25 protein-coding genes and 1 pseudogene are annotated in these 26658 nt (G+C 74.0%); 19 read left to right on the plus strand and 7 right to left on the minus strand.

What is annotated here, in order from left to right; translation table 11 throughout:
• Positions 1–89: 89 nt before the first annotated feature.
• The gene (locus tag VGI02_RS00540) at positions 90–314 is read right to left on the minus strand and encodes a type II toxin-antitoxin system antitoxin (RefSeq protein ID WP_331625269.1); all 225 of its coding nucleotides are present in this window, start codon (positions 312–314) and stop codon (positions 90–92) included.
• A gap of 8 nt (positions 315–322) precedes the next feature.
• Entirely contained in the window at positions 323–1195 is an 873-nt protein-coding gene (locus VGI02_RS00545; RefSeq protein ID WP_331625292.1) for an SPFH domain-containing protein, read from the minus strand.
• 116 nt (positions 1196–1311) lie between these two features.
• On the opposite strand from VGI02_RS00545, the gene bioD reads away from it, so the two are divergent.
• The 4 genes from bioD to VGI02_RS00565 all read left to right on the plus strand — a co-directional run bounded on the left by bioD (position 1312) and on the right by VGI02_RS00565 (position 4025).
• Entirely contained in the window at positions 1312–2019 is a 708-nt protein-coding gene (gene bioD / locus VGI02_RS00550; protein ID WP_331625270.1) for a dethiobiotin synthase, read from the plus strand.
• Positions 2020–2091: 72 nt separating this feature from the next.
• Entirely contained in the window at positions 2092–3129 is a 1038-nt protein-coding gene (gene bioB, locus VGI02_RS00555; RefSeq protein ID WP_331625271.1) for a biotin synthase BioB, read from the plus strand.
• A 10-nt stretch (positions 3130–3139) separates the two neighbouring features.
• The gene (gene bsaP, locus VGI02_RS00560) at positions 3140–3379 is read left to right on the plus strand and encodes a biotin synthase auxiliary protein BsaP (protein ID WP_331625272.1); all 240 of its coding nucleotides are present in this window, start codon (positions 3140–3142) and stop codon (positions 3377–3379) included.
• Between the two features lie 19 nt (positions 3380–3398).
• Complete coding sequence (locus VGI02_RS00565; RefSeq protein WP_331625273.1) at positions 3399–4025, plus strand: DUF2567 domain-containing protein; 627 nt, start codon at positions 3399–3401, stop codon at positions 4023–4025.
• 4 nt (positions 4026–4029) lie between these two features.
• On the opposite strand, the gene VGI02_RS00570 is transcribed toward VGI02_RS00565, so the two are convergent.
• Complete coding sequence (locus VGI02_RS00570; RefSeq protein ID WP_331625274.1) at positions 4030–4797, minus strand: LON peptidase substrate-binding domain-containing protein; 768 nt, start codon at positions 4795–4797, stop codon at positions 4030–4032.
• A 49-nt stretch (positions 4798–4846) separates the two neighbouring features.
• A complete protein-coding gene (locus tag VGI02_RS00575) occupies positions 4847–5596 on the minus strand; it encodes an NUDIX hydrolase (RefSeq protein ID WP_331625275.1) in 750 nt (249 codons plus the stop codon).
• Between the two features lie 207 nt (positions 5597–5803).
• Here VGI02_RS00575 and nadA point away from each other — a divergent pair, with 207 nt between their 5' ends.
• From nadA to VGI02_RS00605, 6 genes are all read left to right on the plus strand, one after another.
• A complete protein-coding gene (gene nadA, locus VGI02_RS00580) occupies positions 5804–6850 on the plus strand; it encodes a quinolinate synthase NadA (RefSeq protein WP_331625276.1) in 1047 nt (348 codons plus the stop codon).
• Complete coding sequence (gene nadB / locus VGI02_RS00585; protein ID WP_331625277.1) at positions 6847–8448, plus strand: L-aspartate oxidase; 1602 nt, start codon at positions 6847–6849, stop codon at positions 8446–8448. Before nadA ends, nadB begins: the two co-directional genes overlap by 4 nt.
• Positions 8445–9320 carry a carboxylating nicotinate-nucleotide diphosphorylase gene (gene nadC, locus VGI02_RS00590; RefSeq protein ID WP_331625278.1) on the plus strand — a complete coding sequence of 292 codons (876 nt, stop codon included), beginning with the start codon at positions 8445–8447 and terminating at the stop codon, positions 9318–9320. Before nadB ends, nadC begins: the two co-directional genes overlap by 4 nt.
• Entirely contained in the window at positions 9317–10471 is a 1155-nt protein-coding gene (locus VGI02_RS00595) for an NAD(P)/FAD-dependent oxidoreductase (RefSeq protein WP_331625279.1), read from the plus strand. Before nadC ends, VGI02_RS00595 begins: the two co-directional genes overlap by 4 nt.
• A 10-nt stretch (positions 10472–10481) precedes the next feature.
• Positions 10482–11408, plus strand: coding sequence for a GH12 family glycosyl hydrolase domain-containing protein (locus VGI02_RS00600; RefSeq protein WP_331625280.1), 927 nt, complete (start codon positions 10482–10484; stop codon positions 11406–11408).
• Positions 11409–11676: 268 nt separating this feature from the next.
• Positions 11677–12600, plus strand: coding sequence for a GH12 family glycosyl hydrolase domain-containing protein (locus VGI02_RS00605; RefSeq protein WP_331625281.1), 924 nt, complete (start codon positions 11677–11679; stop codon positions 12598–12600).
• A gap of 28 nt (positions 12601–12628) precedes the next feature.
• On the opposite strand, the gene hslR is transcribed toward VGI02_RS00605, so the two are convergent.
• Complete coding sequence (hslR, locus tag VGI02_RS00610; protein ID WP_331625282.1) at positions 12629–13075, minus strand: Hsp15 family ribosome-associated heat shock protein; 447 nt, start codon at positions 13073–13075, stop codon at positions 12629–12631.
• A 155-nt stretch (positions 13076–13230) separates the two neighbouring features.
• Between hslR and VGI02_RS00615 the strand changes: the two genes are divergently transcribed.
• Together VGI02_RS00615 and VGI02_RS00620 are read left to right on the plus strand one after the other, a co-directional pair.
• Positions 13231–14559: a sensor domain-containing phosphodiesterase gene (locus VGI02_RS00615; protein ID WP_331625283.1), complete on the plus strand. Its 1329-nt coding sequence runs from the start codon at positions 13231–13233 to the stop codon at positions 14557–14559.
• Between the two features lie 113 nt (positions 14560–14672).
• Entirely contained in the window at positions 14673–15914 is a 1242-nt protein-coding gene (locus VGI02_RS00620) for an EAL domain-containing protein (RefSeq protein ID WP_331625284.1), read from the plus strand.
• Positions 15915–15918: 4 nt separating this feature from the next.
• Here the strand turns inward: VGI02_RS00620 and VGI02_RS00625 are convergent, their stop codons facing one another.
• Positions 15919–16596, minus strand: a complete 678-nt coding sequence (locus VGI02_RS00625; RefSeq protein ID WP_331625285.1) for an MBL fold metallo-hydrolase — start codon at positions 16594–16596, stop codon at positions 15919–15921.
• 406 nt (positions 16597–17002) lie between these two features.
• Between VGI02_RS00625 and uvrA the strand changes: the two genes are divergently transcribed.
• The 7 genes from uvrA (at position 17003) to pheT (ending at position 26167) form a co-directional block, all read left to right on the plus strand.
• Positions 17003–19900 (plus strand): excinuclease ABC subunit UvrA, encoded by a 2898-nt coding sequence (uvrA, locus tag VGI02_RS00630; protein WP_331625286.1) that lies wholly within the window; start codon positions 17003–17005, stop codon positions 19898–19900.
• A 345-nt stretch (positions 19901–20245) separates the two neighbouring features.
• On the plus strand, positions 20246–20833 hold the full coding sequence (gene infC / locus VGI02_RS00635) for a translation initiation factor IF-3 (RefSeq protein ID WP_331625293.1): 588 nt from the start codon (positions 20246–20248) through the stop codon (positions 20831–20833).
• Positions 20834–20966: 133 nt separating this feature from the next.
• Positions 20967–21158 (plus strand): 50S ribosomal protein L35, encoded by a 192-nt coding sequence (gene rpmI / locus VGI02_RS00640; protein ID WP_331625287.1) that lies wholly within the window; start codon positions 20967–20969, stop codon positions 21156–21158.
• A 73-nt stretch (positions 21159–21231) separates the two neighbouring features.
• A complete protein-coding gene (gene rplT, locus VGI02_RS00645; protein WP_331625288.1) occupies positions 21232–21633 on the plus strand; it encodes a 50S ribosomal protein L20 in 402 nt (133 codons plus the stop codon).
• Between the two features lie 14 nt (positions 21634–21647).
• The gene (locus VGI02_RS00650; RefSeq protein ID WP_331625289.1) at positions 21648–22457 is read left to right on the plus strand and encodes a TrmH family RNA methyltransferase; all 810 of its coding nucleotides are present in this window, start codon (positions 21648–21650) and stop codon (positions 22455–22457) included.
• A gap of 48 nt (positions 22458–22505) precedes the next feature.
• On the plus strand, positions 22506–23573 hold the full coding sequence (gene pheS / locus VGI02_RS00655; RefSeq protein WP_331625290.1) for a phenylalanine--tRNA ligase subunit alpha: 1068 nt from the start codon (positions 22506–22508) through the stop codon (positions 23571–23573).
• Between the two features lie 62 nt (positions 23574–23635).
• Positions 23636–26167, plus strand: a complete 2532-nt coding sequence (pheT, locus tag VGI02_RS00660) for a phenylalanine--tRNA ligase subunit beta (protein ID WP_331625291.1) — start codon at positions 23636–23638, stop codon at positions 26165–26167.
• Positions 26168–26218: 51 nt separating this feature from the next.
• Here the strand turns inward: pheT and VGI02_RS00665 are convergent.
• Positions 26219–26658: pseudogene (locus VGI02_RS00665) on the minus strand (hypothetical protein); the annotation flags it as partial.

Genomic DNA, 26658 nt, shown 5'->3' on the forward strand with positions numbered 1-26658 from the left:
CCGCGGCCCCGGCAGCAAGGTCGGTGCGCCGCCCCGCGGAGTTCCCTCGCCAGGTCGGGACCCCGGTCGTGGCCCGGGCGAAGGTGGGCTCACCGCGGCGGGTCGTCCCCACCCTCGTCGGAGTCGTGGCGCGGACGCCCCGGACCGCGCATGGGTCGGGCCTCCCGCGGCGTGCGCCCGGCGTCGGCGAGCGCGCGCCGCAGGAGGAACTCGATCTGGGCGTTGACGCTGCGCAGGTCGTCACCCGCCCAGCGGGCCACGGCGTCGTGCACGGCCGGGTCGAGGCGCAGCAGGAGTTTCTTGCGTTCCGCCACCCGCGCTCCTACTGGTAGAGCGAGCCGGCGTTGACGACGGGCTGTGCGGAGCGGTCGCCGGCGAGGACGACGAGCAGGTTGCTCACCATCGTCGCCTTGCGCTCCTCGTCGAGCTCGACGGTGCCGCGCTCCTCCAGCCGCGACAGGGCGGACTCGACCATGCCGACCGCCCCCTCCACGATCCGCCCGCGTGCGGCCACGACGGCCCCGGCCTGCTGGCGCATGAGCATGACCTGCGCGATCTCCGGGGCGTAGGAGAGCTGCGTGATCCGCGACTCGATGATGTGCACGCCCGCCGACTCGACCCGCGCCGCGATCTCCGACGAGAGCGTGGCGGTGATCTCGTCGGCGTTCTCACGCAGTGAGCGGCTGTTCTCGTCGGTGGTGTCGTAGGGGTAGGAGCCCGCGATGTGGCGGACGGCGGACTCGGTCTGGATGTCGACGAAGCGGACGAAGTCGTCGACCTCGAAGACCGCCTTGGCGGTGTCGTCCACGCGCCAGACGACGACGGCGGCCATCTCGATCGGGTTCCCGTCGAGGTCGTTGACCTTGGTGGTGTCGGACTCGTGGTTGCGGATCCGGGTGGAGAGGCTGCGGCGGCTGGTCAGCGGGTTGACCCAGCGCAGGCCCTCGGTGCGCACCGTGCCGCGGTAGCGCCCCAGCAGCTGCACCACCTGCGCCTGCCCCGGGGACACCGCGACCAGTCCCCGCGCGAGCACCGCGGCCGCGAGCACGAGCACCACGGTGACCGCGATCCCCGGTCCGGGACCGCTCACCACCGCCACGACGACCCCGGCGGCGACCAGCGCCAGCGCGACGCCGAGCATCGCCCACCCCGAGGCGTCGTGAGCCCTCACCTCCCGGATGCGTGCTTGCGGCATCGCGACCTCGGCCTGCGTCGGTACGGACACGGTGACCTCCTCGATGAGCTGTCGTGAAGACATCAAAGTGATATCACTATCCGAGTGGTCTCCGCCAGGGCCTAGGGTCGATCGGCGTGCGGACGTTGATCGTCACGGGCACCGGGACCGGTGTCGGCAAGACGGTGGTGACCGCCGCCGTGGCCACGCTGGCCGCCGCGGCCGGGGAGCGGGTCGTCGTCCTCAAGCCCGCGCAGACCGGCATCGAACCCGGAGCGCCGGGCGACCTCGCCGACGTCACGCGGCTCACCGGAGGCGCCGTCGCCGTCCGTGAGCTCGCCCGTTACCCGGACCCGCTCGCTCCGGCGACGGCCGCGCGTCGCAGTGGCCGCGCACCGCTGCGCGTCGCCGACGTCACGGCCGCCGCCTCGGACACGGCCGCCGGCCCGGGCGTCGACCTGTTGCTCGTCGAGGGGGCGGGCGGCCTGCTCGTCCGGCTCAACGACGACGGCGAGACCCTGGGCGACGTCGCCACCGCGCTGGACGCCCCCGTGCTCCTCGTCGCGTCCGCGGGCCTGGGCGTGCTCAACACTGCCGCGCTCACCGCCGAGGCCCTCGACCGGCGCCACCTCACCTTCACCGGCACCGTCGTCGGCGCGTATCCCGAGCAGCCCGACCTCGCGGAGCGCACCAACCTCGCCGATCTCCCGACGGTCACCGGCGCGCCGTTGCTCGGGGTCCTGCCCGAGGGGCTCGGTCGGGCCGACCCGCAGGGCTTCACCGAGGCCGCGCGGTGTGGCCTGCATCCCGTCCTGGGCGGGCAGTGGGTCCCGCCACTCCCGTGATCGGGAACCGTGAGGCAGACTCCGGCCGGTCGACAGTCCGATCCCGACATCCCCGACGACGAGGAGCGACGCGTGACGGCGAGCACCGAGACCGCCCACGAGACCGGTGGCACGAGCGACGACATCCTCGCCGTCGCCCGTGAGCAGGTCCTGGAGCGCGGCGAGGGACTCTCCGAGGCTCAGGTCCTCGAGGTCCTGCGGCTGCCGGGGGAGCGGCTGACCGAGGCGCTGGCGCTGGCCCACGACGTGCGGCTGCGCTGGTGCGGGCCGGACATCGAGGTCGAGGGCATCGTGTCGGTCAAGACCGGCGGCTGCCCGGAGGACTGCCACTTCTGCTCGCAGTCGGGGCTGTTCGACTCCCCGGTGCGCGCGGCGTGGCTGGACAAGGACCGACTCGTCGAGGCCGCGAAGCAGACCGCGAAGACCGGTGCGACGGAGTTCTGCATCGTCGCTGCGGTCCGTGGCCCGGACGAGAAGCTCATGGAGCAGATCCGGGCCGGTGTCGCGGCGATCCGCGCCGAGGTCGACATCAACGTCGCGTGCTCGCTGGGGATGCTGACCCAGGCCCAGGTCGACGAGCTCGCCGCGATGGGTGTGCACCGCTACAACCACAACCTCGAGACCGCGCGCAGCCACTTCCCCGAGGTCGTGACCACCCACACCTGGGAGGAGCGCGCGGAGACGCTGCGGATGGTCCGCGAGGCGGGCATGGAGGTCTGCTGCGGGGGCATCGTCGGGATGGGCGAGTCGCTCGAGCAGCGCGCCGAGTTCGCGGTGCAGCTCGCCGAGCTGGAGCCCGACGAGGTGCCGATGAACTTCCTGATCCCGAACCCCGGCACCCCGTTCGCGCATCTCGAGGTGCCGCAGGGACCGGACGCGCTGATGACGATCGCGGCGTTCCGGCTCGCGATGCCGCGCACGGTGCTGCGCTTCGCCGGCGGCCGGGAGCTGACCCTGGGCGATCTCGGTGCGGAGCAGGGCATGCTCGGCGGGGTCAACGCGATCATCGTCGGCAACTACCTGACCAACCTCGGGCGCCCCGCCGAGCAGGACCTCGAGATGCTCGACTCCCTCAAGATGCCGATCAAGGCTCTGAACGACACCCTCTGAGACGGAGACCGTGACCGACACCGTGGCCCTGTTCTGCTCCTGGTGCGGGGGCGAGACTGCGCCGGACGATCCCGCCCGCCCGGCGGACGAGGCGCACGAGAAGTGCCGCGCGCGTCTCGCCCGGGTCGACCCGCCGCGCTACTGCCCGGAGTGCGGGCGCCGGATGGTCGTGCAGGTCGACCCCATGGGCTGGACGGCGCGGTGCAGCCGCCACGGCGAGACCTCGAGCGCCGACCGGGCCCAGCGGTGACGGACACGGGGCTCGGGCGATGAGCGTGGGCGCGGAGCAGTTCCCGGCCGACGAGTTCGTCGCCGAGCAGCCCACCGGCCTGCTCACCCGCGTCGAGATCCTCGGCGACGTCCGCCCGGTGCTGCGGACGGTGCTCGCGGTCGTCGCGGGCGGGCTGCTGCTGGGGGTGCTCTGGGCGCTCGTCGCGCCGGGCCAGGAGACGGTCACGACCGCGGCGGGGGCGAGCGCGGGCCTGGCGGCCGAGTCCGACCACGTCTTCGACGCCACCGCGGTGTTCTTCCTGCTCGCCAGCGCCTACGGCGTCGTCGTCGGGGTGCTGGCCTGGCAGGCGCGCTCCCGACGCGGCCCGGTGACGCTGGCCGGGGTGGCTCTGGCGTCGACGGCGGCGGCCTGGGTCGCGGCCCGGGTCGGGACGTGGCTCGCGGGGCCGCTGACCGACCGGCATCCCGTCGGCGTGCTGCTCGATCGCGCCGAGGCCTCGTCGAGCGGTACGCCCGGCCCGCCGATCCCGGCCACTCTCACGACGGTGCCCGCGGTGATCGGCTCGTTCTGGACGGTGCTGGGCGCGGGCGTGGGGGCGGTGCTGGCCTACCTGCTGTGCGCGATCGCCCTCGGCACCGACGACCTCGGGCGGCCCGAGGACTGACGGGTCAGTTGTCGCTCGACGGCACCGCGAACTTCGCGGTCGGCGCCCACACCGCGTGCAGCCGCCCGAGCAGCTCCGCCTCGCGGGCCATCGAGTGCGAGACCATCTCGAGGCGCTTCCTCGGGCACGTCTGCTCGAGGATCTCCTGGCGGTCGCCGAGGGGCAGCAGGCAGTCGGCGGCGAGCAGGTGGGCGAGCACCGCCGCGTCCACCGGCCCGTCGTCGTCGACGCCGATGGGCGGCGACTCCGCCTGCGGCCCGAGATTCTCCTCGGGCTCCGCGGCCTCGATGTCGTCGTCGGAGAGGGCCGCCTCGGTGGCGTCGGCGATACGCCGGTAGGTCCGCGCGGTCGTGCAGTAGCGCCGGTGCGCGGCGCGGGCGGCCAGTTCGAGGGGTTCGAGGGCCTCGGGGTCGTCGGCCTCGAGGTCGGGGATCCACTCGACGTTCGCGACGAGGTAGGGCGCGGCCGTGTCGTCGATGTCGAGCAGCCGGAAGCGCCGATCCCCGACGGTGAGCATGTCGAAGCGGCCGTCGGGCAGTCGCCGGACCTCACGCAGGGACGCGGTGCACCCGATCTCGTGCAGCCCGTCCGGCCCGTCGTCGGGACCCCAGCCCTCCCGGACCGCCACCACGCCGAACTGCTTGCCGGGCACCGCGCCGGTCACGAGATCGATCGTCATCTGCCGGTAGCGGGGCTCGAAGACGTGCAACGGGAGCGATGCCCCGGGCAACAGCACCGTGCCCAGCGGGAAGAGGGGCATCGTCTCGACCACGGCGGCCACGCTACGGTCTGCGGCCCGCGATCGCCGGATGGACGACGCCTCAGACCGCGCCGGCACCCGACGGCGGGCGCAGCGCCGCGAACGGATCGGTCACCCGCAGGGCGTGCTCGGAGAAGCGGAAGAGCGCTGCCGGCCGGCCGCCCGCCGGTCCGGGCGCAGCCGTCGTGCCGGTCGGGACGAGGACGCCCCGGCGGGTGAGCACCCGCTGGAGGTTCGTGGCCGAGACGTGGTGCCCGAGCGCGGCCGCGTAGAGGCGGCGCAGTTCGGAGATCGAGAAGACGTCCGGGGCCAGCGCGAAGCCGATGTTGGTGTAGGAGAGCTTCGCGCGCAGCCGGTCGAGGCCGACGCGGGTGATCTCCCCGTGGTCGAACGCGGTCGACGGCAGCGCGTCGACCCGGTGCCAGGCGGTGTCGGCGGGCACGGCCGGGTCGGCGTCGGAGGGGACGAGCCCGAGGAACGCGGTCGCGACGCGACGGGGCGCGGGGCCCCGGTGCGGGTCCGAGAACACCGACAGTTGCTCGACGTGGGCGACCTCGGCGAGGTCCACCTTCTCGGCGAGGTGGCGGCGCACGGACGCCTCGACGTCCTCCGTCGCGCCCAACCGGCCCCCCGGGAGGGCCCACCGGTCGGCGTGCGGGTCGCGGGCCCGGCGCCAGAGCAGCACCGAGGGCACGGTCCCGAGGGGTCCGGCTCCCCGATCGGCGTGCTCCCCCCACTGCTGACCGTCCCGCCCGGCGATTCGCAGGACGACGGCCAGGACGTCGTGCGCGATCAGGCCCTCGGCCTCCACCCCGTCACGGTAGCGCTCCGTGCACGCCTGCCGACGCTGGTGGGGCCGTGCGTGTCCTCGGTCATACCGCCCGACCGGACGGGTGGCACCGGGCGTGGCCGCGGCGTACTGTCGCCCACGTTTTCGACCAAAAGGCGAAAACCCTCGACCCGCCGCACCGGGCCCGCGTTCCCACCATGAGCGCGTCGACCCGGGGGAGGACACGCCATGACCGTCACCGTGGACGCGCAGGCGCACCAGCCACCGACCGATCTCGTCGAGCCCCGGTCCCTGGACGGCGCCGCGGACGACGTCGTCGAGCAGTGGGCGGCCGAGGTCCGCCGATTGGCACGGGAGCGCGACGCCGTCGTGCTCGCGCACAACTACCAGCGCCCCGAGATCCAGGACGTCGCCGATCACACCGGCGACTCGCTGGCCCTGTCGCGGATCGCCGCGGCGGCCGACGCGTCGACCATCGTCTTCTGCGGCGTCCACTTCATGGCCGAGACCGCGAAGATCCTCGCTCCGGAGAAGACGGTGCTCATCCCGGACGCGCGCGCCGGGTGCTCGCTCGCCGACTCGATCACCGCCGACCAGCTGCGGGAATGGAAGGTCGAGCACCCGGGCGCCGTCGTCGTCAGCTACGTGAACACGACGGCCGCGGTGAAGGCCGAGACCGACGTGTGCTGCACCTCGTCGAACGCGGTCGACGTCGTGGCGTCGATCCCGGAGGACCGCGAGGTGCTGTTCCTGCCCGACCAGTTCCTCGGCGCGCACGTCCGCCGCGAGACCGGCCGGACGAACCTGCACGTCTGGGCCGGGGAGTGCCACGTGCACGCCGGGATCAACGGTGCCGAGCTCACCGCCCGGGCCCAGGCCGACCCCGAGGCCGACCTGTTCGTCCACCCCGAGTGCGGCTGCGCGACCAGCGCCCTCTACCTCGCGGGCGAGGGAGCGGTGCCGCGCGAGCAGGTCCACATCCTCTCCACCGGGGGGATGCTCGACGCCGCGAAGAACACCACGAAGGCCAGCGTCCTGGTGGCCACCGAGGTCGGGATGCTCCACCAGCTGCGGCGCGCCAACCCGGCCGTCGACTTCCGCCCGGTGAACGAGCGCGCGGCCTGCGGCTACATGAAGACGATCACCCCGGGCTCGCTCACGCGGGCGCTGCGCGAGGGGCGCGACGAGGTCCACGTGGACGCGGCCACCGCCGAGAAGGCGCGCGCGTCGGTGCAGCGGATGATCGAGATCGGGCACTCCGGAGGCGGGGAGTGAGCACCCTCTGGACGGCGGCGGCCGACCTCGTCGTCGTCGGCTCGGGGGTGGCCGGGCTCTCGGCGGCGACCGAGGCGTCGCGACGGGGGCTGCGGGTCGTCGTCGTCACCAAGGACGCGCCCGACGAGGGCTCGACGCGGTGGGCGCAGGGCGGCATCGCGGTCGTGCTGGGGGACGTCGCGGGCGACAGCGTCGACGCGCACGTGGCCGACACGCTCGCCGCGGGCGGGGGCCTGGTCGACGAGGCCGCCACCCGGGAGATCCTCGGTGGCGGCCCGGCGGCGGTCGCCGACCTGCGGGCGCGGGGAGCGATGTTCGACGCCTCCCGGGACGCCGGTGCCCGCCTCGCCCGCACCCGCGAAGGTGGCCACGGCACCACCCGCGTCGTCCACGCGGGCGGCGACGCCACCGGTGCCGAGGTCGAGCGGGCGCTGCTCGCGGCGCTGCCCGGCGACGTCACGGTGCTCGCCGGGCACACCGCGGTGGCCGTGCGGCAGCACCCCGACCACCGCCGCGTCACCGGGCTCGACGTCGTGGACCACACGGGCCGCCCCGGCGTCGTCACGGCGCCCGCGGTCCTGCTCGCCACGGGCGGGGTCGGCGGGCTCTACGAGACGACGACGAACCCGCCGGTCGCCACGGCCGACGGCTGGGCCCTGGCCCTGCGGGCGGGGGCGGCGCTCGCCGACGTCGAGTTCCTGCAGTTCCACCCCACCGCACTCGCCGTCCCCGGTCTGCGCGGCCGAGCCCCGCTGGTCACCGAGGCGCTGCGCGGCGAAGGCGCCCACCTCGTCGACCTCGCCGGGCGGTCCGTGATGGACGGCGTCGACCCGCGCGGGGATCTCGCCCCGCGCGACGTCGTCGCCGGCGCCATCACCGCGATCCTCGCGGGCACCGGCGCGCCCCATGTCCTGCTCGACGCGACCGGCGTGGACGACGTCCGGCGGCGCTTCCCGACCGTGACCGCCTCGTGCGACGCGATCGGGGTCGATCCGGCGCGGGAGCCGATCCCGGTCCGGCCCGCGGCCCACTACGCCTGCGGCGGCGTCGTCGCCGACACCCGCGGCCGCACCGGCGTGCCGGGCCTGTGGGCCGCGGGCGAGGTGGCGCGCACCGGCCTGCACGGTGCGAATCGGCTCGCCTCGAACAGCCTGCTCGAGGGGCTCGTCGTGGGCCGGTGGGCCGGCGTCGACGTGGCACGGGCCCTCGCCGGGCCCCGGCCGGTGATCCGCCCCGGCGAGCCGGTGGCCATCGTCGCCGCCACCGCCGACCGCACCGTCCTGCAACGGGCCATGAGCCGCGGGGCGGCCGTCGGGCGGGACGCGGCAGGCCTCGCGGCGACCTCCGACGCGATCGAGTCGGTGACCGTCGACCGCCCGCTGTCCGACCGGGCGGCGGTCGAGGACGCCGCGCTCACCCTCGCGGCGGGCGCGCTGCTCGCGGCGGCCGGGTCGCGGACCGAGTCGCGGGGCTGTCACGTCCGGCGCGACCACCCCCGCCGCGACGACCGCTGGCAGGCCACGTCGGCCGCCGTCACGCTCGTCGACGGGCGGCTGACGCTGTCCTCGGCGGACCGGGTTCTCGGAGGTGCCGCATGACCGCCATCGCCCTGCCGACCGGGCTCGACCCGGCGGAGGTCGACGCCGTCGTCGAGCGCGCGCTCGACGAGGACCTGCGCGACGGCCCCGACCGCACGACGACCGCGTGCGTCCCCGCCGGGTCGGTGGCGGTCGGGGAGTTCCGGACGAGGCCGCCGGGCGCCCTGGCGGGGGTCGGCGTGGCCGTCCGGGTCCTCGAGCGGATCTGCGGCGAGGACCTCGAGATCCTCGATGCCCGCGCCGACGGCGACCGGCTGCGCGCCGGTGACGTGGCGCTCGCCGTCCGGGCTCCGCTCACGACCCTGCTGACCGCCGAGCGCACCGCCCTCAACCTGCTGTGCCAGCTCTCCGGGGTCGCGACCGCCACCGCGGCGTGGGTCGACGCGGTCGCGGGCACGCCGGCCCGCATCCGGGACACCCGCAAGACCGTGCCCGGCCTGCGGGCGCTGCAGAAGTACGCGGTGCGCTGCGGCGGCGGGGTCAACCACCGGATGTCGTTGGGCGACGCGCTGCTCATCAAGGACAACCACGTGCTCGCGGCCGGGTCGGTGACGGCGGCGGTCCGGGCGGCCCGGGCGGCGGCGCCCGAGCTGCCCTGCGAGCTCGAGGTCGACTCCTTCACCCAGCTCGACGAGGCCCTGACTCTCGGCCTGGAGCTGATCCTGCTGGACAACTTCTCGGCGGACGAGTGCGCCGAGGCGGTCCGGCGGCGCGACGCGGCGGCCCCGGCGACGGGTCTGGAGGCCTCGGGCGGGCTCACGCTCGACACCGCCGCCGCGTACGGGGCGAGCGGTGTGGACTATCTCGCCGTCGGGGGGCTCACCCACTCGTCGCCCGCCCTGGACCTGGGGCTGGACCTCCGGTCCCCGTGAGCGGACTCCGTGGTCAGGGCGACCGGGCCCGGTCACATGGCGTCGCCGTCCTCGGTGGCGGCATCGCCGGGATGTCGGTGGCGGCGGAGCTCGCCGCGTCCGGTGTCGAACGCCCGGTCCTGCTCGAGGCCGAGCCGGAACTGTCCCGTCACACCACCGGGCGCTCGGCGGCGAGCTACATCCCCGGCCACGGCCCGCCGCCGATCCGCGCGCTGATCGCCGCGTCGTACGACCGCTTCGCCGCCATCGCCGAGGACGCCGGCCACCCGTTCCTGCGCCCGCGCCCGGTGCTGCACGTCGCGCACACCGCCGAGGAGGAGCGGACGCTGCGCGAGGACGTCCTCCCGCTCGGCCCGGTGACGGAGCTGACCGTCGACGAGGCCGTCGGGCGCTGGCCCGCGCTGCGCCCCGAGCCGCTGCGCGCCGCCGCGGTCGTCGAGGACGCGATGGACGCGGACCCGATCGGGCTGCACCAGTACTTCCGGCAGCGCTTCCGGGCGCTCGGCGGGGAGATCCGGACCCGCGCACCCGTCGTCGGGCTGGGCCGTGCGGGCTCCGGGTACCGGGTGACGACCGCCGACGGCACCGCCCTCGACGCCGACCTCGTCGTGCTCGCGGCCGGCGCGTGGACCGACCGCCTGCTCGCGCTCGCCGGGGCTGCGCCGATCGGCCTGACCCCCTACCGGCGGACCATCGCGATCGCGCGGATCCCGCCCGGCGCCCCGGTGCGCCACGACGATCCGTTCGTCGTCTCGGTGGCGGAGCGGTGGTACGCCAAGCCCGAGGGGCAGCACCTGCTCGTGTCGCCGTCCGAGGAGACCCCGCAGGAGCCCGGCGACGCCCGCCCCGACGACCTCGACGTCGCCCTCGCCCTCGAACGGGTGGCTGAGGTGACGACGCTCGCGCTCCGCTCGGTCGTCACCGCGTGGGCGGGGCAGCGCACCTTCGCGCCCGACCGCACCCTCGTCGTCGGGGACCGCCCCGAGCACCCCGGGCTGCACGTGTTCGCGGGCCAGGGCGGGTCCGGGATCGAGACCGCCCCGGCCGCCGCCGCCCTGGCCGCCGCGATGATTCTCGGCGAACAGACCCCCGCCGACCTGCGGCGACACGACGTCGAGGCCGCGCGGTACAGCATTCGGCGCATCCTCTAGCCTCACCCGCGTGGGCGAACCCATGCGTGCCTCACGCGTTCTCCTGGTGGCCCTCGCCGCGGCGCTGACGCTGCTGGCGACGGCCTGCGGCTCCGCCGAGGCGCCGACCGTCCCGCCGATCGCGGTCGACCCCGCCGCGTCCGCGCGGAACGTCGCCGGGGCGCAGCCGCTCGCGCCCCTGCTGGGGCCGTCCCCGGAGGCGGCACCCGCGGCGCCAGTCGTCCCCCGGCTGCTCGCGCCGCTCTCCGCGATCGGCAGCCGCACCGGGCCCCGGGTGTGCGAGAAGTTCGGCTCCGCGCCGGTCGCCGGCGGACGGTTCGAGGTGCAGAACGACGCGTGGGGCGCGTCGACCCCGCAGTGCACGACGGCCTTCGACACCGGCTTCTCCGTGGCGGCCTCGCACGACAAGGACTCCGGCCCGGCCGCGTACCCGTCGATCGTGTGGGGCTGCAACCACGGCAACTGCACCAGGAACACCCCGTTCCCGCGCCCGCTCTCCGATCTCGGCGACGTCCGCTCCAGCTGGTCGGTCTCGGTGCCCGGGAGCGGCCGGTACAACGCCTCCTACGACATCTGGCTCGACCCGACCCCGCGGCGCGACGGCGACAACACCGGCGCCGAACTGATGATCTGGACGATCCGCGCGGGCGGTATCGACCCCATCGGGGACAAGACCGGCACCGCGAACCTCGGCGGCACCACCTGGGACGTCTACCAGGGCGACAACAACGGCGTCCCGGTCATCTCCTACGTCCGCCAGCAGTCCGTGCGCCAGGTCATCGACCTGCCTATCACCGACTTCGTCCACGACGCGACGCGCCAGGGCACCGTCAAGCCGGAGTGGTACCTGACCAACCTCCAGGCGGGCTTCGAGCCGTGGGTCGGCGGCAACGGTCTGTCCACCGACGCCTTCAACGCCACCCGCAACGGCGTCTGATCTCACGACCGGTGCCACCCGTGTGAGTGGCATCCGTGTCCCCACGCGCACGAACGACTGACGCTGTCTGGCGTGGTCGGTTGCGCCGAACGTACGTTCCGCCGCGCTGAACGGTCTAACGGTGAGGGTGTGCGGGATGAGCGGTAAGTGGCCGACGACGAGCGGCGGCTCGGCTGGGCGAGTGCGGCGGCCCACCCGCCGTCGGGCGGGTCGCCACCGGCGATGCGACTCCCCGTCCCGGGTCCGTCCGGAGGCGGTGCGGGCCCTCGTGGGTGGACTGGGCCTCGTGGCGCTCGTGATCCTGACGGCGGTCGTGCCGCAGCAAGCCGCGGGCACCGCGACCAGTGCCGCTCTCGTGCCCGCGGCGGTCCGGACGTCCGCCACGACGACGGCGTCGGCCCCGTCGACCACAGCAGAGGCCCCGTCGACGACGACGAAGGCGCCGACGACGACGAAGGCGCCGGCGACGACGAAGGCGCCCGCGACCAAGGCGCCCGCGACGACGAAGGCGCCGGCCGAGAAGAAGGTCTGCGACAAGTTCGGCTCCACGCCGGTGCAGGGCGGGCGCTACGAGGTGCAGAACGATCTCTGGGGCGGTGGCGGCGCCTCGCAGTGCATCTACGCGTTCGACACCGGATTCCGCGTCGAGGCCGACCACGACAAGGACAGCGGCCCGGCGTCGTACCCGTCCATCGTCTTCGGCTGCAACTACGGCAACTGCACCAAGGGCACCCCGTTCCCGCGCCCGATCGCCGACCTCGGCGACCTGCGCACGACGTGGACGACGACCACGCCGGCCAAGGGCGACTACAACGTCGCCTACGACATCTGGCTCGACCCGACGGCGCGTAAGGAGGGTGCTCCCACCGGGCTGGAGCTGATGATCTGGCTCAAGCACACCGACCGCGTGAACCCGATCGGCAAGCAGACCGGCGACATCACCCTCGACGGCGTGCCCTACGAGGTGTGGCAGGGCGACAACGGCGGCGTCCCGGTCATCTCCTACGTCCGCAAGCAGCAGACCAACGCCGTCACGAACATGGCGATCCCGACCTTCGTCGCCGATGCGCAGAAGCGCGGCGTCGCGAAGCCGAACTGGTACCTGACGAGCGTGCAGGCCGGGTTCGAGCCGTGGATCGGCGGCACGGGGCTGGTCACCACGAACTTCTCGGTCACCCGGAACGGGCAGTAGCTCCCGGGCGGCACCACCCGCGGAGGAGTCAGTCCGCGAGGTCCGGGTCGACGGGGTCCGGGTCCGCCGGATCCGGCTCGACGGCCACGTCGTGCTCGACGCCCTGGATCAGCGAGGCGCGCTCGAAGGCCTCGATCCGGCGCCGGTCGCGCTTGGTCGGGCGGCCGGCGCCGCGCTCGCGCCGAGCCACCGACACGACCGTCTCCTTCGGCGGCGGTGGCGGGGTGTGGTCGACGTAGCACGTCACGGCCTCCGGCGCGCCCACCCGTTTCTCGATCACGCGGCCGACCTCGACCACGCGCGGGATGTCGTAGAGGCGCGTGCGCACCGTGTCCCCCGGGCGTACCGGGGTGGAGGCCTTCGCCGGCTTGTCGTTGACCCGCACGTGCCCGCCCCGGCACGCGGTCGCGGCGTCCGCCCGGGTCTTCGACAGGCGCACCGCCCACAGCCAGCGATCGATGCGCGTGGAGTCCATCGGCGCCCAGTTTGCACCCGTCACACACCTCCGATGGCGGCCGGCCGGAAGGAGTGACACCGTGTGACAACGGCTGTTTCGGTCTCGCGGTCCGTGACCTCGTCCCGGGGGACGTGAGGCACCGTGAGTGGTGACGCGCCGGGGAAGGAGCGTCCGTGCTCGACGAGGACGAGGCCGCGGCGCTCGATGCGCTGCTCGTCGGACGCGCGGTCGAACCGGTCTACCAGCCGATCGTCGACCTGGTCGGAGGCGATGTGGTCGGCGTGGAGGCGCTCATCCGCGGCCCGGCCGACGGCCCCTTCACCCGCCCGGACGCGATGTTCGCCGCGGCCCGTCGCGTCGGGCGGCTCGCCGAGCTCGACATGCTGTGCCGGGGGCGGGCGGTGGAGGAGGCATTCTCCGCGGGCATGCGGGGGCCCCTCGCGCTGTTCGTCAACGTCGAGCCGCTGACCGTGGCGACGGAGCTCGTGCCGTTCACGGCCACGTCCGACCTCGCCGAGCGCGGGGTGCGGGTCGTCGCCGAGCTCACCGAGCGCGACCTGACCGCCGACCCGGCGCGTCTGTTCTCCTTCGCCGACCAGGTGCGGGCCCACGGCTTCCACGTCGCCCTCGACGACGTCGGGGCGCACCCCGCCTCCCTCGCGCTGATGCCGTTCCTGCGTCCGGAGGTGGTGAAGCTCGACCTCCGCCTCGTGCACGCCCGCCCCGGGCCCGAGGTCGCCGAGATCATGTCGGCGGTCGCCGCCTACGCCGAGCACAGCGAGGCGCTGGTGCTCGCGGAGGGCGTCGAGACCCGCGATCACCTCGCGACCGCCCGCAGCCTCGGCGCGACGCTGGGCCAGGGGTGGTGGTTCGGCCCGGCGCAACCCGCGCAGGCGATCCTGCCCGGCCTCCGTGCGCCCCGGCTCGTCCCGCCCTGGCGTCGTCCGGCCGCGCGGGTTCCCCGCGGCAGTCCCTTCGCCACCGTCGCGCGGGTCCGCACCCCGCGCCGGGCGACCGCGCCCCTGCTGCTGTCGGTGAGCCGATTCCTCGAACGGCAGGCGGCGGAGATGGGGGAGCTGGCCGTCGTCGTCGCCGCCTTCCAGCGCGCCTCGTCCTTCACCGGCGACGAGCGCCGCCGCTACTCCGATCTCGCCCGCTCGGCCGCGTTCGTCGGGGTCCTCGGCGTCGGGATGCCCGCCGAGCCCGAGCCGGGCGTGCGTGGCGCGGACCTCGCGGCCGGGGACCCGGTGTGCCGGGAGTGGGACATCGCAGTCATCGGCCCGCACTTCGCGGCCGCGCTCGTCGCACGCGATCTCGACGACCCCACCGGTCCTGCCGGTGCGGACCCCGACCGGGCCTTCGACTACGTCCTCACCCACGACCGCCCGCTCGTCCTCGACGTCGCCCGCTCCCTGCTCGCCCGCACCGTGCCGCAGGCGGGACGCGACACCGTCGGGTCACCCGACTCGCCCGTGAGGGTGGTATCGGTGGGGGAAAGCTAGCTCGTTCGGTCCACCCGGGTACGCTCCGTGTACTGATGGTGGTCGTGGTGGCCCGGAAGGGTCGCCGCACAGGCGGGGGCCCGCGGGACGTACCCGGGCGGAACGAGGTGGTCGTGGCCGAAGCGCTGCGCGCGGTCGACACCGGACCCGACCTCTCCGGGCTCACCTCGGTCTTCCAGCCGATCGTCGATCTCTCGACGGGTGCCGTCGTCGCGCACGAGGGGCTCACCCGTGGGCCCACCGGGCCGTGGCGGTGCCCCGAGAGGATCTTCGCCGACGCACGGTCCGCGGGCCACCTCGCCGAGCTGGACGAGTACTGCCGCGTGCTCGCCCTCACCACGGCCCTCGGCTCGGGGTCGGCGAGCCCGTCGACGCTGTTCCTGAACATCGAGCCGGACGGCATCCCGTTCGGCCCGCCCCCCGAGGAGGCCGTGGCCTTCCTGCGCCGGGGAGGCCGGATCGTCCTCGAGTTCACCGAGCGCGCGCTCACCGGGGACCCGGCCCGGCTGCAGTGGTTCGCCACCCGCCTGCGCCACGTCGGGATCGCGGTGGCGCTCGACGACGTCGGGAGCCACCCGGGCTCCCTCGCCCTCATGGCCTTCCTGCGCCCCGAGGTCGTGAAGCTCGACCAGCGCCTCGTCCAGGGTCCCCTCGACGACGAGGTCGCCCGGGTCGCCGCGGCGGTGGGGGCGTACGCCGAGCAGAACGAGGCGGTCGTCCTCGCCGAGGGCATCGAGACCCTCGAGCACGAGCGCCGGGCCCGGGCCCTCGGGGCGACCCTCGGCCAGGGCTACCGCTTCGGGCGCCCGGCCGCTCTCGTCGAGGCGGCCGGCCCGCCGCCGCGGGCGGGCACCGGAGCGCCGGTCGCCCGGCCCCCCGAGCCGCCGACCCGGATCAGCCCGCTCGCGGCGGTCGCCCGCGTCCGCCCCCTGCACCGGGGTTCCGTCGACGAGGTCCGCCTCGCCGCCACCATGATCGAGCAGCGGGCGCTCACCGCGGAGGGGCCGACGGTGCTGCTGGCGTCGATGGGCCCGGACGGGATCCCGCGCGGCGAGCGCGCCCGCCGGTTCGCCACCGTGGCCGAGCACTCCAGCCTCGTCACGCTGTTCGGCGTGGGCACCGCGCTGCCGCGCGGCGTCCGCGGGGCGGTCCTCGCCCCCGACGACCCGCTCCGCACCGAGTGGGACGTCGCCGTCGTCGGGCCGCACGTCGCCGCCGCGCTGGTGGCGCGCCCGTGCAGCACCGGCGAGATGGAGTACACCGTGGTCTACGACCGGGACCTGGTGATGGAGGTGGCACGCTCGCTGATGAGCCGCACCGTCCCCGCGGCGGGCGTGGAGATGCCCGGCGCCTGACGCGTCACCAGCCGCGCTCGCGCCACTCGGGCAGCTGCGGGCGCTCGGCGCCGAGCGTGGTGTCGTCGCCGTGGCCGGGGTAGACCCAGGTGTCGTCGCCGAGCCGACCGAAGACCTTGCTCTCGAGGTCGTCCATCAGCGCCTTGTGGTGCTCGACCGTCGCGGTCTTGCCGTGGCCGCCCGGGAAGAGGCTGTCGCCGGTGAACACGTGGCCGGTGCCCTTCTGGTCCGTGTAGAGCAGCGCGATCGAGCCCGGGGTGTGCCCGTCGAGGTGGATGACCTCGACGTGCGAGTCCCCGAAGCGGACCTCGTCGTCGTCACCCACGGTCCGGTCCGGCGCCACCGGCAGCTCCGGGCCGTCGAGCGGGTGGGCGTACGTCGTCGGCGACAGCGCCTTCGTCATCGCCTCCAGCGCCTGCACGTGGTCCCAGTGCTGGTGCGTCGTCACGAGGTCCTTGAGCTCGTCGCGCGCGGCCACCGTGTCGACGGTGTCGAGCAGCCGGTCCGCCTCGTTCGCGGCGTCGATGAGCAGCGCGCGCCCGGTGGCCTTGTCGACCAGCACGTAGGCGTTGTTGTCCATCGGCCCGACCGAGACCTTGGTGACGGTGACCGCGCCGAGGTCCCGCTGCGCCGCGGGACCGTTCGCGTCGACGTGTCCGGTGTAGTCGTCGAGAAGCTCCACACCCGACAGTCTGCCCGGTCGCGGTGCTCCTCGCGTCCCCCCTTCCTTGATCAGGAGCACCTCAGGCACGGCGGAGGGCTCCCCGACATGCGTGATGTGCCTCTCGTCAACGACTCGAGCGACGGGGCGCGTGGCGGTCGACCCCGTCACCCACGGAGCCCACCCGCTCGTCCGTTCACCGCATCCGGGTCCTTCCCGACGGCCGGCGGCGCGTGCGGCCCGCCGTCGGGAACGTGCCGTCCGCCGCCCGGATCCGGGCCGGGCGGGCGTTGTCGGCGGGTGCTCTTAGCATGGGATGAGACCCCCGTGAGGCGCTCCGGCCCGTCAGTGCGGACGAGACTGTCGGTGCCCCGGGGTATGCAGGGCGGGACGTCCTGCCCGCACTGCCAATTGGGGGAGCTGATCCGTGGCCGACCGCCTCGTCGTCAAGGGCGCGCGTGAGCACAACCTCACGGGCGTCGACATCGACCTGCCGCGTGACAGCCTCGTCGTCTTCACCGGGCTGTCGGGCTCGGGCAAGTCCAGCCTGGCCTTCGACACGATCTTCGCGGAGGGCCAGCGGCGCTACGTGGAGTCGCTCTCGGCGTACGCCCGCCAGTTCCTCGGGCAGATGGACAAGCCCGACGTCGACTTCATCGAGGGCCTCTCGCCCGCCGTGTCGATCGACCAGAAGTCGACCAGCCGCAACCCGCGCTCCACGGTCGGGACCATCACCGAGGTCTACGACTACCTGCGGCTGCTCTACGCCCGCGCCGGCACGCCGCACTGCCCGACCTGTGGCGAGGTGATCTCCAAGCAGACCCCGCAGCAGATCGTCGACCAGGTGCTCGACATGGAGTCCGGGCGCCGCTTCCAGGTGCTGGCGCCGGTGATCCGCGGCCGCAAGGGCGAGTACGTCGACCTGTTCTCCCAGCTCCAGGGGCAGGGCTACTCCCGCGTCCTGGTCGACGGCACGGTGTATCCGCTCGCCGAGCCGCCGACGCTGAAGAAGCAGGAGAAGCACGACATCGCAGTGGTCGTCGACCGGCTGTCGGTGAAGGCCACCGCCAAGCAGCGACTCACCGACTCGGTCGAGACCGCGCTGCGGCTGGCCGAGGGCATCCTCGTGCTCGACTTCGTGGATCTCGACGAGAACGACCCGGACCGCGAGCGCCGCTTCTCCGAGAAGATGGCCTGCCCGAACGGCCACCAGCTCGCCGTGGACGACCTCGAGCCCCGTGCCTTCTCGTTCAACTCCCCCTACGGCGCCTGCCCGACGTGTGCCGGTCTCGGCACCAAGATGGAGGTCGACCCGGAGCTGCTGGTCCCGGACGACGAGCTCTCGCTCGCCGACGGCGCGATCGCCCCCTGGAACATGGGCCAGACGGCCGACTACTTCCAGCGGCTGCTCACGGCGCTGTCGCAGTCGGTCGGCTTCCGGATGGACACGCCGTGGCGGAAGCTGCCCGCGGCGGTCAAGAAGGCCGTGCTGCACGGGTCGACCGACCAGGTGCACGTCCGGTACCGCAACCGGTACGGGCGCGAGCGCTCCTACTACGCCGCGTTCGAGGGCGTCGTGCCGTTCCTCGAGCGCCGCCTGGATCAGGCGGAGTCCGACAGCGCCCGCGAGCGCTACGAGGGCTACATGCGCGAGGTGCCGTGCCCGGCCTGCTCCGGGACCCGCCTCAAGCCCGAGATCCTCGCGGTGACGCTGCGCCACGAGACGCAGGGCGACCGCTCGATCGCCGAGGTCTGCGCGCTCTCGGTGGCCGACTGCGCCGAGTTCCTCACCGGGCTCGTGCTCGGCTCGCGCGAGCAGGTGATCGCCGGGGCGGTGCTCAAGGAGGTCGAGGCGCGGCTGGGCTTCCTCCTCGACGTCGGGCTGGACTACCTCACGCTCGCCCGCGCAGCGGGCACCCTCTCCGGCGGCGAGGCGCAGCGCATCCGGCTCGCGACGCAGATCGGTTCGGGCCTGGTCGGGGTGCTCTACGTGCTCGACGAGCCGTCGATCGGCCTGCACCAGCGCGACAACCGCCGGCTCATCGAGACGCTGACCCGGCTGCGGGATCTCGGGAACACGCTGATCATCGTCGAGCACGACGAGGACACCGTCCGGTCGGCGGACTGGGTCGTCGACATCGGGCCGGGCGCGGGGGAGCACGGCGGCCAGGTGGTGCACTCCGGCTCGGTCGCCGGGCTCGAGGCGAACACCGACTCCATGACCGGGGACTACCTCTCCGGCCGGCGCAGCATCCCGGTGCCGGACATCCGGCGGCCGCGCGACAAGCGGCGCCAGGTCGGCGTGGTCGGTGCCCGCGAGCACAACCTGCACGACATCGACGTCTCGTTCCCGCTCGGCTGCCTGGTGTCGATCACCGGGGTGTCCGGCTCGGGCAAGTCGACGCTGGTCAACGACATCCTCGCGACGGTGCTGGCGAACAAGCTCAACGGCGCACGCCAGGTGCCCGGCAGGCACACCCGCGTCACCGGTCTGGACAACCTCGACAAGCTGGTGCGGGTCGACCAGTCGCCGATCGGCCGGACGCCGCGGTCCAACCCTGCCACCTACACCGGCGTGTGGGACCACATGCGCAAGCTCTTCGCCTCGACGAACGAGGCGAAGGTGCGCGGGTACGGCCCGGGCCGCTTCTCGTTCAACGTGAAGGGCGGACGCTGCGAGGCCTGCGCGGGCGACGGCACCATCAAGATCGAGATGAACTTCCTCCCGGACGTCTACGTCCCGTGCGAGGTGTGCAAGGGCGCCCGGTACAACCGCGAGACCCTCGAGGTGCACTACAAGGGCAAGACGGTGGCCGAGGTCCTCGACATGCCGATCGAGGAGGCCGCCGAGTTCTTCGAGCCGATCACGGCCATCCACCGCCACCTCAAGACCCTCACCGAGGTGGGCCTGGGCTACGTGCGGCTCGGTCAGCCCGCCCCGACGCTGTCCGGCGGCGAGGCCCAGCGCGTCAAGCTCGCCTCCGAGCTGCAGAAGCGGTCCATGGGTCGGACGATCTACATCCTCGACGAGCCGACCACCGGCCTGCACTTCGAGGACATCCGTAAGCTGCTCGGCGTGATCAACGGGTTGGTCGACAAGGGCAACACGGTCCTCGTCATCGAGCACAACCTCGACGTCATCAAGGTGTCCGACTGGGTCGTCGACATGGGTCCCGAGGGCGGCAACGGTGGCGGTCTCGTGGTCGCCGAGGGCACCCCGGAGCAGGTCGCGGCGGCCCCGGGGAGCTACACCGGTCAGTTCCTCGCCGACCTGGTCACCCCGGAGCAGGCACCCGCCAAGCGCTCACGGGCCAAGGCGGGCTGATCGCCGGCCCGGCCTCCGGACACGCCCGGCGACCGGCCGACACGCCCAGTGGTACGGTTCCAGTGAGCGACCAGCTCGGCGAGTACTTCCGTGCTCGGCGAGCGGCAAGTGGAGCCCCGCCTCCCACCCGGTCTGCCGCCTCAGGTGGCCGGGTCCGGTCCGCCGGCTCGATCGTGAGCCGGTGACGACGGCTCGTCGTCGGGAGAGATCCCGGTGGCACCGCCGGATCGGTACGAGTCAGGGCCCCCGCCACGAGCACGACGGCGCGGGGCCTGACGTCGTTGGGAACACGGACCCCCCTCGCCGGGTTGCGACCGGAAACACTGTCGAACCCGAGGAGAACTCATCAGCGTAGAGACGCGCATCAACGAGCGCATCCGCGTGCCCGAGGTGCGTTTGGTTGGTCCGAACGGCGAGCAGGTGGGGATCGTCCGCATCGAGGACGCCCTGCGACTGGCTCGCGAGGCCGACCTCGACCTCGTGGAGGTCGCGGCGCAGGCACGCCCGCCGGTCTGCAAGCTCATGGACTACGGCAAGTACAAGTACGAGAGCGCGCAGAAGGCTCGCGAGTCGCGTCGTAACCAGCAGCAGACCGTGATCAAGGAGCAGAAGCTTCGGCCGAAGATCGACCCGCACGACTACGAGACGAAGAAGGGGCACGTCACCCGCTTCCTCGGTCAGGGTCACAAGGTCAAGGTCACGATCATGTTCCGTGGTCGCGAGCAGTCCCGCCCCGAGCTGGGGTTCCGGCTGCTCCAGCGCCTCGCCGAGGACGTCGGCGAACTCGCGTTCGTCGAGGCTTCACCGAAGCAGGACGGCCGCAACATGACCATGGTGCTCGCGCCGAACAAGAAGATCGCGAAGACGCCGAAGCAGCAGGCAGCACAGCAGGCCGAGGCCGAGCAGGCCGCTCAGCCCGAGCCCGCCTCCTGAGGCCCCGCGCAGCGGACCGTACCGTCGTCGATCGACGACGACGGCCCGCTGCCGCGCGGGACCGCAGGAGCCGCCCCCGCCCGGGCCGCACAGTGTGCGAGCCGCGGCCGGCCTCACGACCAGGACGAGGACGATGAAGAACAAGACCCACTCCGGGACCAAGAAGCGCATCAAGGTGACGGGCTCCGGCAAGCTGATGCGCGAGAAGGCCGGCAAGCGCCACCTGCTGGAGAAGAAGTCCAGCGAGAAGACCCGCCGGCTCGCCGGCGAGGTCCAGGTCGCCCCGCAGGACGACAAGCGCCTGCGCCGCATGCTCGGCATCTGAGCAAGTCCCACCCACCCGGACAGGCCCCGCCGTGTAGGCGAGGAGTCCCCGACTCGACCTAAGGCAGGACGACGTGGCACGCGTCAAGCGCGCAGTCAACGCCCAGAAGAAGCGCCGTACGGTTCTCGAGGCCGCCAGTGGTTACCGCGGGCAGCGCTCGCGGCTCTACCGCAAGGCGAAGGAGCAGCAGCTCCACTCGCTGACCTACGCCTACCGCGACCGCAAGCAGCGCAAGGGCGACTTCCGTCAGCTCTGGATCACGCGCATCAACGCCGCGGCCCGGGCCAACGACATGACCTACAACCGGTTCATGCAGGGCCTGAAGCTCGCCGGCATCGAGGTCGACCGCAAGAACCTCGCCGAGATCGCCGTCTCGGACGCGGCCGCGTTCTCCGCGCTCGTCGAGACCGCGCGCGCCGCGGTCGCCGACGTGCCGAAGGGCGCGACCGCCGACGACGACGGAGCAGCCGCCTGAGCGAGCACTCCGTCGTGCTCACCGAGCGCACCCCGCGCGTCGCCGCAGCCCGCAAGCTGCTGCGACGCGCGGCGCGTGAGGACACCGGCCGCTTCCTCGTCGAGGGGACGCGGCCCGCGTACGACGCGGTGGCCCGGGCGGAGTCCACGCCCGGCGCCGTCGTCGACCTCTTCGTCACCGAGGCCGTGGCCGACCGCGAGCGGGATCTGCTGATCCGCGCCCGGGCCGCGGACATCCGCACCGCCCTCGTCACCGAGAAGGCGCTCGGGTCGCTCACCGACACCGTGCACCCGCAGGGCCTCGTCCTGGTGTGCCGCCGTGAGGACACCGACCCGGCCGAGGCGCTCTCCGGCGCCCGCCTCGTCGCCGTCCTCGCCGGGGTCGCCGACCCGGGCAACGCGGGCACCGTGATCCGGACCGCGGACGCCGCGGGCGCCGACGCAGTCCTGCTCACCGGCGAGTCCGTCGACCCGTACAACCCCAAGTGCGTCCGCGCCAGCATGGGGAGCCTGTTCCACCTGCCCGTCCTGCGGGAACGGTCGGCGCAGACGGCCCTGGCGACGCTGCGTGCGGCCGGGCTCGCCGTCGTGGTCGCGGACGGCGACGGCGAGACCGACCTCGGGCCGGCCACGGACGCGCTGCTCTCCCGCCCCACCGCGTGGGTGCTGGGCAGCGAGGCGCACGGCGTGCCCGCCGACCTCGCGGCCGCCGCCGACGCCCGGGTGCGGGTGCCGATCCGCGGGCGGGCCGAGAGCCTCAACCTCGCGACGGCCGCGGCCGTCTGCCTCTATGCGTCGGTGCGGGCGCAGGAGAGCCCTCGATAGACTCGGGTCCCCTCACCCCACCTCTAGCAGGAGCAGCAGCCACCCGCGATGTCCGGAACCAACGACTCGTTCGACCCCAAGCAGGTCTCCGCGCTGTCCGCCGAGACCCTCGACGCGGCGCGCGAGGAGGCCACGGGTGCGTTCGCCGGCGCGACGACGCTCGAGGCGCTGACGGCGCTCAAGCCCGCCCACCTCGGGGACCGCTCGCCCGTGCTGCTGGCCCGCCGCGAGATCGGGGCGCTGCCGCCGCAGGCCAAGTCGGACGCCGGGAAGCGGGTCAACGAGGCCCGTCAGGCGGTCCAGGCGTCGTACGACGAGCGCCACGAGGTCCTGCTCGCCGAGCGCGACGAGCGGGTGCTCGCCGAGGAGGCCGTCGACGTCACGCTGCCGACCGACCGGCACCCCCGGGGCAGCCGCCACCCGCTCACCCAGACCTCGGAGCGGATCGCCGACGTCTTCGTCGCGATGGGCTGGGAGGTGGCCGAGGGGCCCGAGGTCGAGTCGGAGTGGTTCAACTTCGACGCGCTGAACTTCCTGCCCGACCACCCGGCCCGCACCATGCAGGACACCTTCCACGTGGAGCCGGCCGAGGCGAAGCAGGTCCTGCGCACCCACACCTCGCCGGTGCAGATCCGCACGCTGCTCGAGCGCGACCTGCCCGTCTACGTGGTGTGCCCGGGGCGGACGTTCCGGACCGACGAGCTGGACGCGACGCACACCCCCGTCTTCCACCAGGTCGAGGGCCTCGCCGTCGACAAGGGCCTGACGATGGCCCACCTCAAGGGCACGCTCGACGCGTTCGCCCGCGCGATGTTCGGTCCGGACTCGGCGATCCGGATGCGGCCCTCGTACTTCCCGTTCACCGAGCCGTCGGCCGAGCCCGACGTGTGGTTCCCGCAGAAGAAGGGGGGCGCGGGCTGGGTGGAGTGGGGCGGCTGCGGGATGGTCGACCCGAACGTGCTGCGCGCCTGCGGGGTGGACCCCGACGTCTACTCCGGGTTCGCCTTCGGGATGGGGCTCGAGCGCACGCTGATGTTCCGCAACGGCCTGCCCGACATGCGCGACATGGTGGAGGGCGACGTCCGCTTCACCAGCGCCTTCGCCGTCGAGCCCTGAGCGTGCCCTGACCCTGGCTCCCGACTCCGTCGTCCGGACGACCCCTTCCGAAAGGCCCGATCGTGCGCGTCCCCGCCTCCTGGCTCGTCGAGCCCGTCGCCCTCGCCGACAGCGCAGGCGACCAGTCCGCGGATGCCCTCGCCGAGGCGCTGATCCGCGTCGGGTTCGAGGTCGAGGACGTCGTGCCGCTGGAGCCGGTGACCGGCCCGCTGGTGATCGGCCGCGTCCTGGAGGTCGAGGAGCTCGCCGAGTTCAAGAAGCCGATCCGGTTCTGTCGGGTCGACGTGGGGAGCCGTGGCAGCGACCCGGCCGCGCCGCAGGGGATCGTCTGCGGCGCCACCAACTTCGCCGTCGGGGACCTCGTCGTGGCGGCACTGCCCGGCACGACGCTGCCCGGCGGCTTCGAGATCGCCGCGCGCACGACCTACGGCCGCGTCTCCGACGGGATGATCTGCGCCCTCGACGAGCTCGGGCTCGGCGAGGACCACAGCGGCATCCTGGTCCTGCCCGCGGGCACCGCCGAGCCGGGCGACGACGCCGTCGGGCTCCTCGGTCTCGACCCGGCGGCCCCCGACGCGGTGCTCGACATCGCCGTGAACCCCGACCGCGGCTACGCACTGTCGATCCGCGGGATGGGCCGCGAGCTCGCCTGTGCCTACGACGCCTCCTACGGCGACCCCGCCGCGATCGACCAGGGGCACCCGGCGGCCACCGGGGACGGGTGGCCGGTGCACGTCGAGCCGGACTCGGGCTGCCGCCGGTTCGTGGCCCGGCGCGTGACCGGGCTGGACCCCATGGCACCGACCCCGTGGTGGATGCGCCGGCGCATCCTGCTCGCCGGCATCCGCCCGATCTCGCTGGCCGTCGACGTCACCAACTACGTGATGCTCGAGCTCGGCCAGCCGATGCACGCCTACGACGCGGCCCGCGTGACCGGCGACCTGGTGGTGCGCCGCGCCCGCACCGACGAGAAGCTGACGACACTGGACGACGTCAGCCGGGCGCTCGACCCCGACGATGTCGCCGTCTGCGACGACTCCGGGCCCATCGGGCTCGCCGGAGTCATGGGCGGCGCGTCCACCGAGGTCACCCACGCGACCGCCGACGTCCTGCTCGAGGCCGCCACCTGGGACCCCGCCTCCGTCGCCCGCACCGCCCGGCGGCACAAGCTGCCCAGCGAGGCGGCCCGCCGCTTCGAGCGGGCGGTGGACCCGGCCGTGGCCCGGGCGGCGACCGACCTCGCGGCGGCGCTGCTCGAGCGCTACGGCGGGGCGGACGTCGCGGCGGGGGTCACCGACGCCGGCCCGTTCCCGGCGGGGACGGACCCGGCGGTCCCGCGCATCCGGATGGCGCTCGACCTGCCCGACCGCGTCGCGGGCGTGGCCTACCCGCGCGGGGCGAGCGTGCGGCGCCTGGTGCAGGTGGGCTGCGCGGTGGACGTCGAGTCGGACGGCGTGTCCGTCGCGCCCCCGACGTGGCGCCCGGACCTGACGCGCCCGGCGGACCTCGTCGAGGAGGTCCTGCGCCTCGAGGGGTACGAGTCGATCCCGTCCGAGCTGCCGGCGGCGGCCCCGGGCACCGGCCTGACGCCGGCGCAGCGCCGCCGCAGGCAGGTGTCGCACTCGCTCGCGGACGCCGGCTACCAGGAGGTCCTGCCCTCGCCGTTCATGGCGCCCGCGGTGCTCGACGCGTTCGGCCTGGACGACGACGACCCGCGCCGGTCCGCCGTCCGGCTGGCCAACCCGCTCGACGCCGACCGCTCCCTCGTCGCGACGACGCTGCTGCCCGGGCTACTCGACGCCGTGGTGCGCAACGTCTCGCGCGGGCTGCGGGACCTCGCGCTGTTCCACATCGGCCAGGTGGCCCGCCCGGACCGGGGCGACGGGAAGGTCGCGGGGCCCGCGCCGGTCCTCGCCGTGGACGCCCGGCCCTCCGATGACCTGATCGCTCAGCTGAAGGACGCACTGCCCGCGCAGCCGCTGCGGGTCGGCGCCGTGCTCACCGGGGCCTGGGAGCGCCCGGGCTGGTGGGGCGAGGGCCGACCGGCGACCTGGGCGGACGCGATCGACGCCGCGCGCACCGTGTCCGCGGTCTACGGCGCGGAGCTGACCGTCACCGCCGACCGGCACGCCCCGTGGCACCCCGGCCGCTGCGCCGCGCTGCACGTCGGCGACGTCCTGGTGGGGCACGCGGGCGAGCTGCACCCGAAGGTGCTCGAGGCGCTGGGTCTACCGCCGCGCACGTGCGCGATGGAGCTCGAGCTCGACCGGCTCCCGGTCACCGAGGTGCTCGCCCGACCCGAGGTCTCGTCCTTCCCGCCGGTGCTGCTCGACGTCGCGCTGGTGGTCCCGGTCGAGGCGCCGGCGGCGGACGTCCAGGCGGCACTGACCGCGGGCGGCGGCGAGCTGCTCGAGGACGTCCGGCTCTTCGACGTCTACAGCGGAGCGCAGGTCGGTGAAGGCCGCCGCTCGCTGGCGTTCGCCCTGCGCTTCCGCGCGCCCGACCGCACCCTCACCATCGAGGAGGCGGCCGTGGCCCGCGACGCCGCGGTCGCGCTGGCGGGGGAGCGGCACGGCGCGGTGCTGCGCTCGTAGGTGGCCTCCGGCCTCGTGAGCACTAATCCGCGTGATAACACGGATTAGTGCTCACGAGCGCGGCAGCGCACCCCGGAGTAGCCACCCCAGCCCGGTCGCGTACGACGCGCGCAGTTCGTCGACCGGCACCGGCGCGCCGTCGGGGGCCGCCGCGACCGCCGCGTCCCCGATCGCGTGCACGACGAGGACGCGGACCGCCGTGTCCTGTGTCGCGCGGTCGTGCACCCCGCCCCGGTCCAGCAGCACCCGCATCGATCCCCCGAGCCGCCGCGCGTTCTCCCCGCGCGCCCCCTGACGGGCCACGAAGTGCGGCACGAGCCCGGGGTGGGCGAGCAGCAGCTCGTGGCTCGCGGTCATGACCTCGGTGAGCCCGGTCGCCGGATCCGTGTCCGGCGCGGGGAGCGCGAGTGCGCCCAGCAGGTCGTCGAGTACCGCGTCGAGCAGCCCGTCCCGGCCCTCGACGTGGCTGTAGAGGGCGTTCGGTGCGACGC

Source organism: Actinomycetospora sp. (genome assembly GCF_036497245.1).
GTDB lineage: Bacteria > Actinomycetota > Actinomycetes > Mycobacteriales > Pseudonocardiaceae > Actinomycetospora.

Excerpts from the sequence above, each read along its gene's own strand:
- VGI02_RS00545 (WP_331625292.1), bottom strand. The coding sequence starts at position 1,195 with ATGCCGCAAGCACGCATCCGGGAGGTGAGGGCTCACGACGCCTCGGGG.
- VGI02_RS00565 (WP_331625273.1), top strand. The coding sequence starts at position 3,399 with ATGAGCGTGGGCGCGGAGCAGTTCCCGGCCGACGAGTTCGTCGCCGAG.
- nadA (WP_331625276.1), top strand. The coding sequence starts at position 5,804 with ATGACCGTCACCGTGGACGCGCAGGCGCACCAGCCACCGACCGATCTC.
- nadC (WP_331625278.1), top strand. The coding sequence starts at position 8,445 with ATGACCGCCATCGCCCTGCCGACCGGGCTCGACCCGGCGGAGGTCGAC.
- hslR (WP_331625282.1), bottom strand. The coding sequence starts at position 13,075 with ATGGACTCCACGCGCATCGATCGCTGGCTGTGGGCGGTGCGCCTGTCG.
- rpmI (WP_331625287.1), top strand. The coding sequence starts at position 20,967 with ATGAAGAACAAGACCCACTCCGGGACCAAGAAGCGCATCAAGGTGACG.
- pheS (WP_331625290.1), top strand. The coding sequence starts at position 22,506 with ATGTCCGGAACCAACGACTCGTTCGACCCCAAGCAGGTCTCCGCGCTG.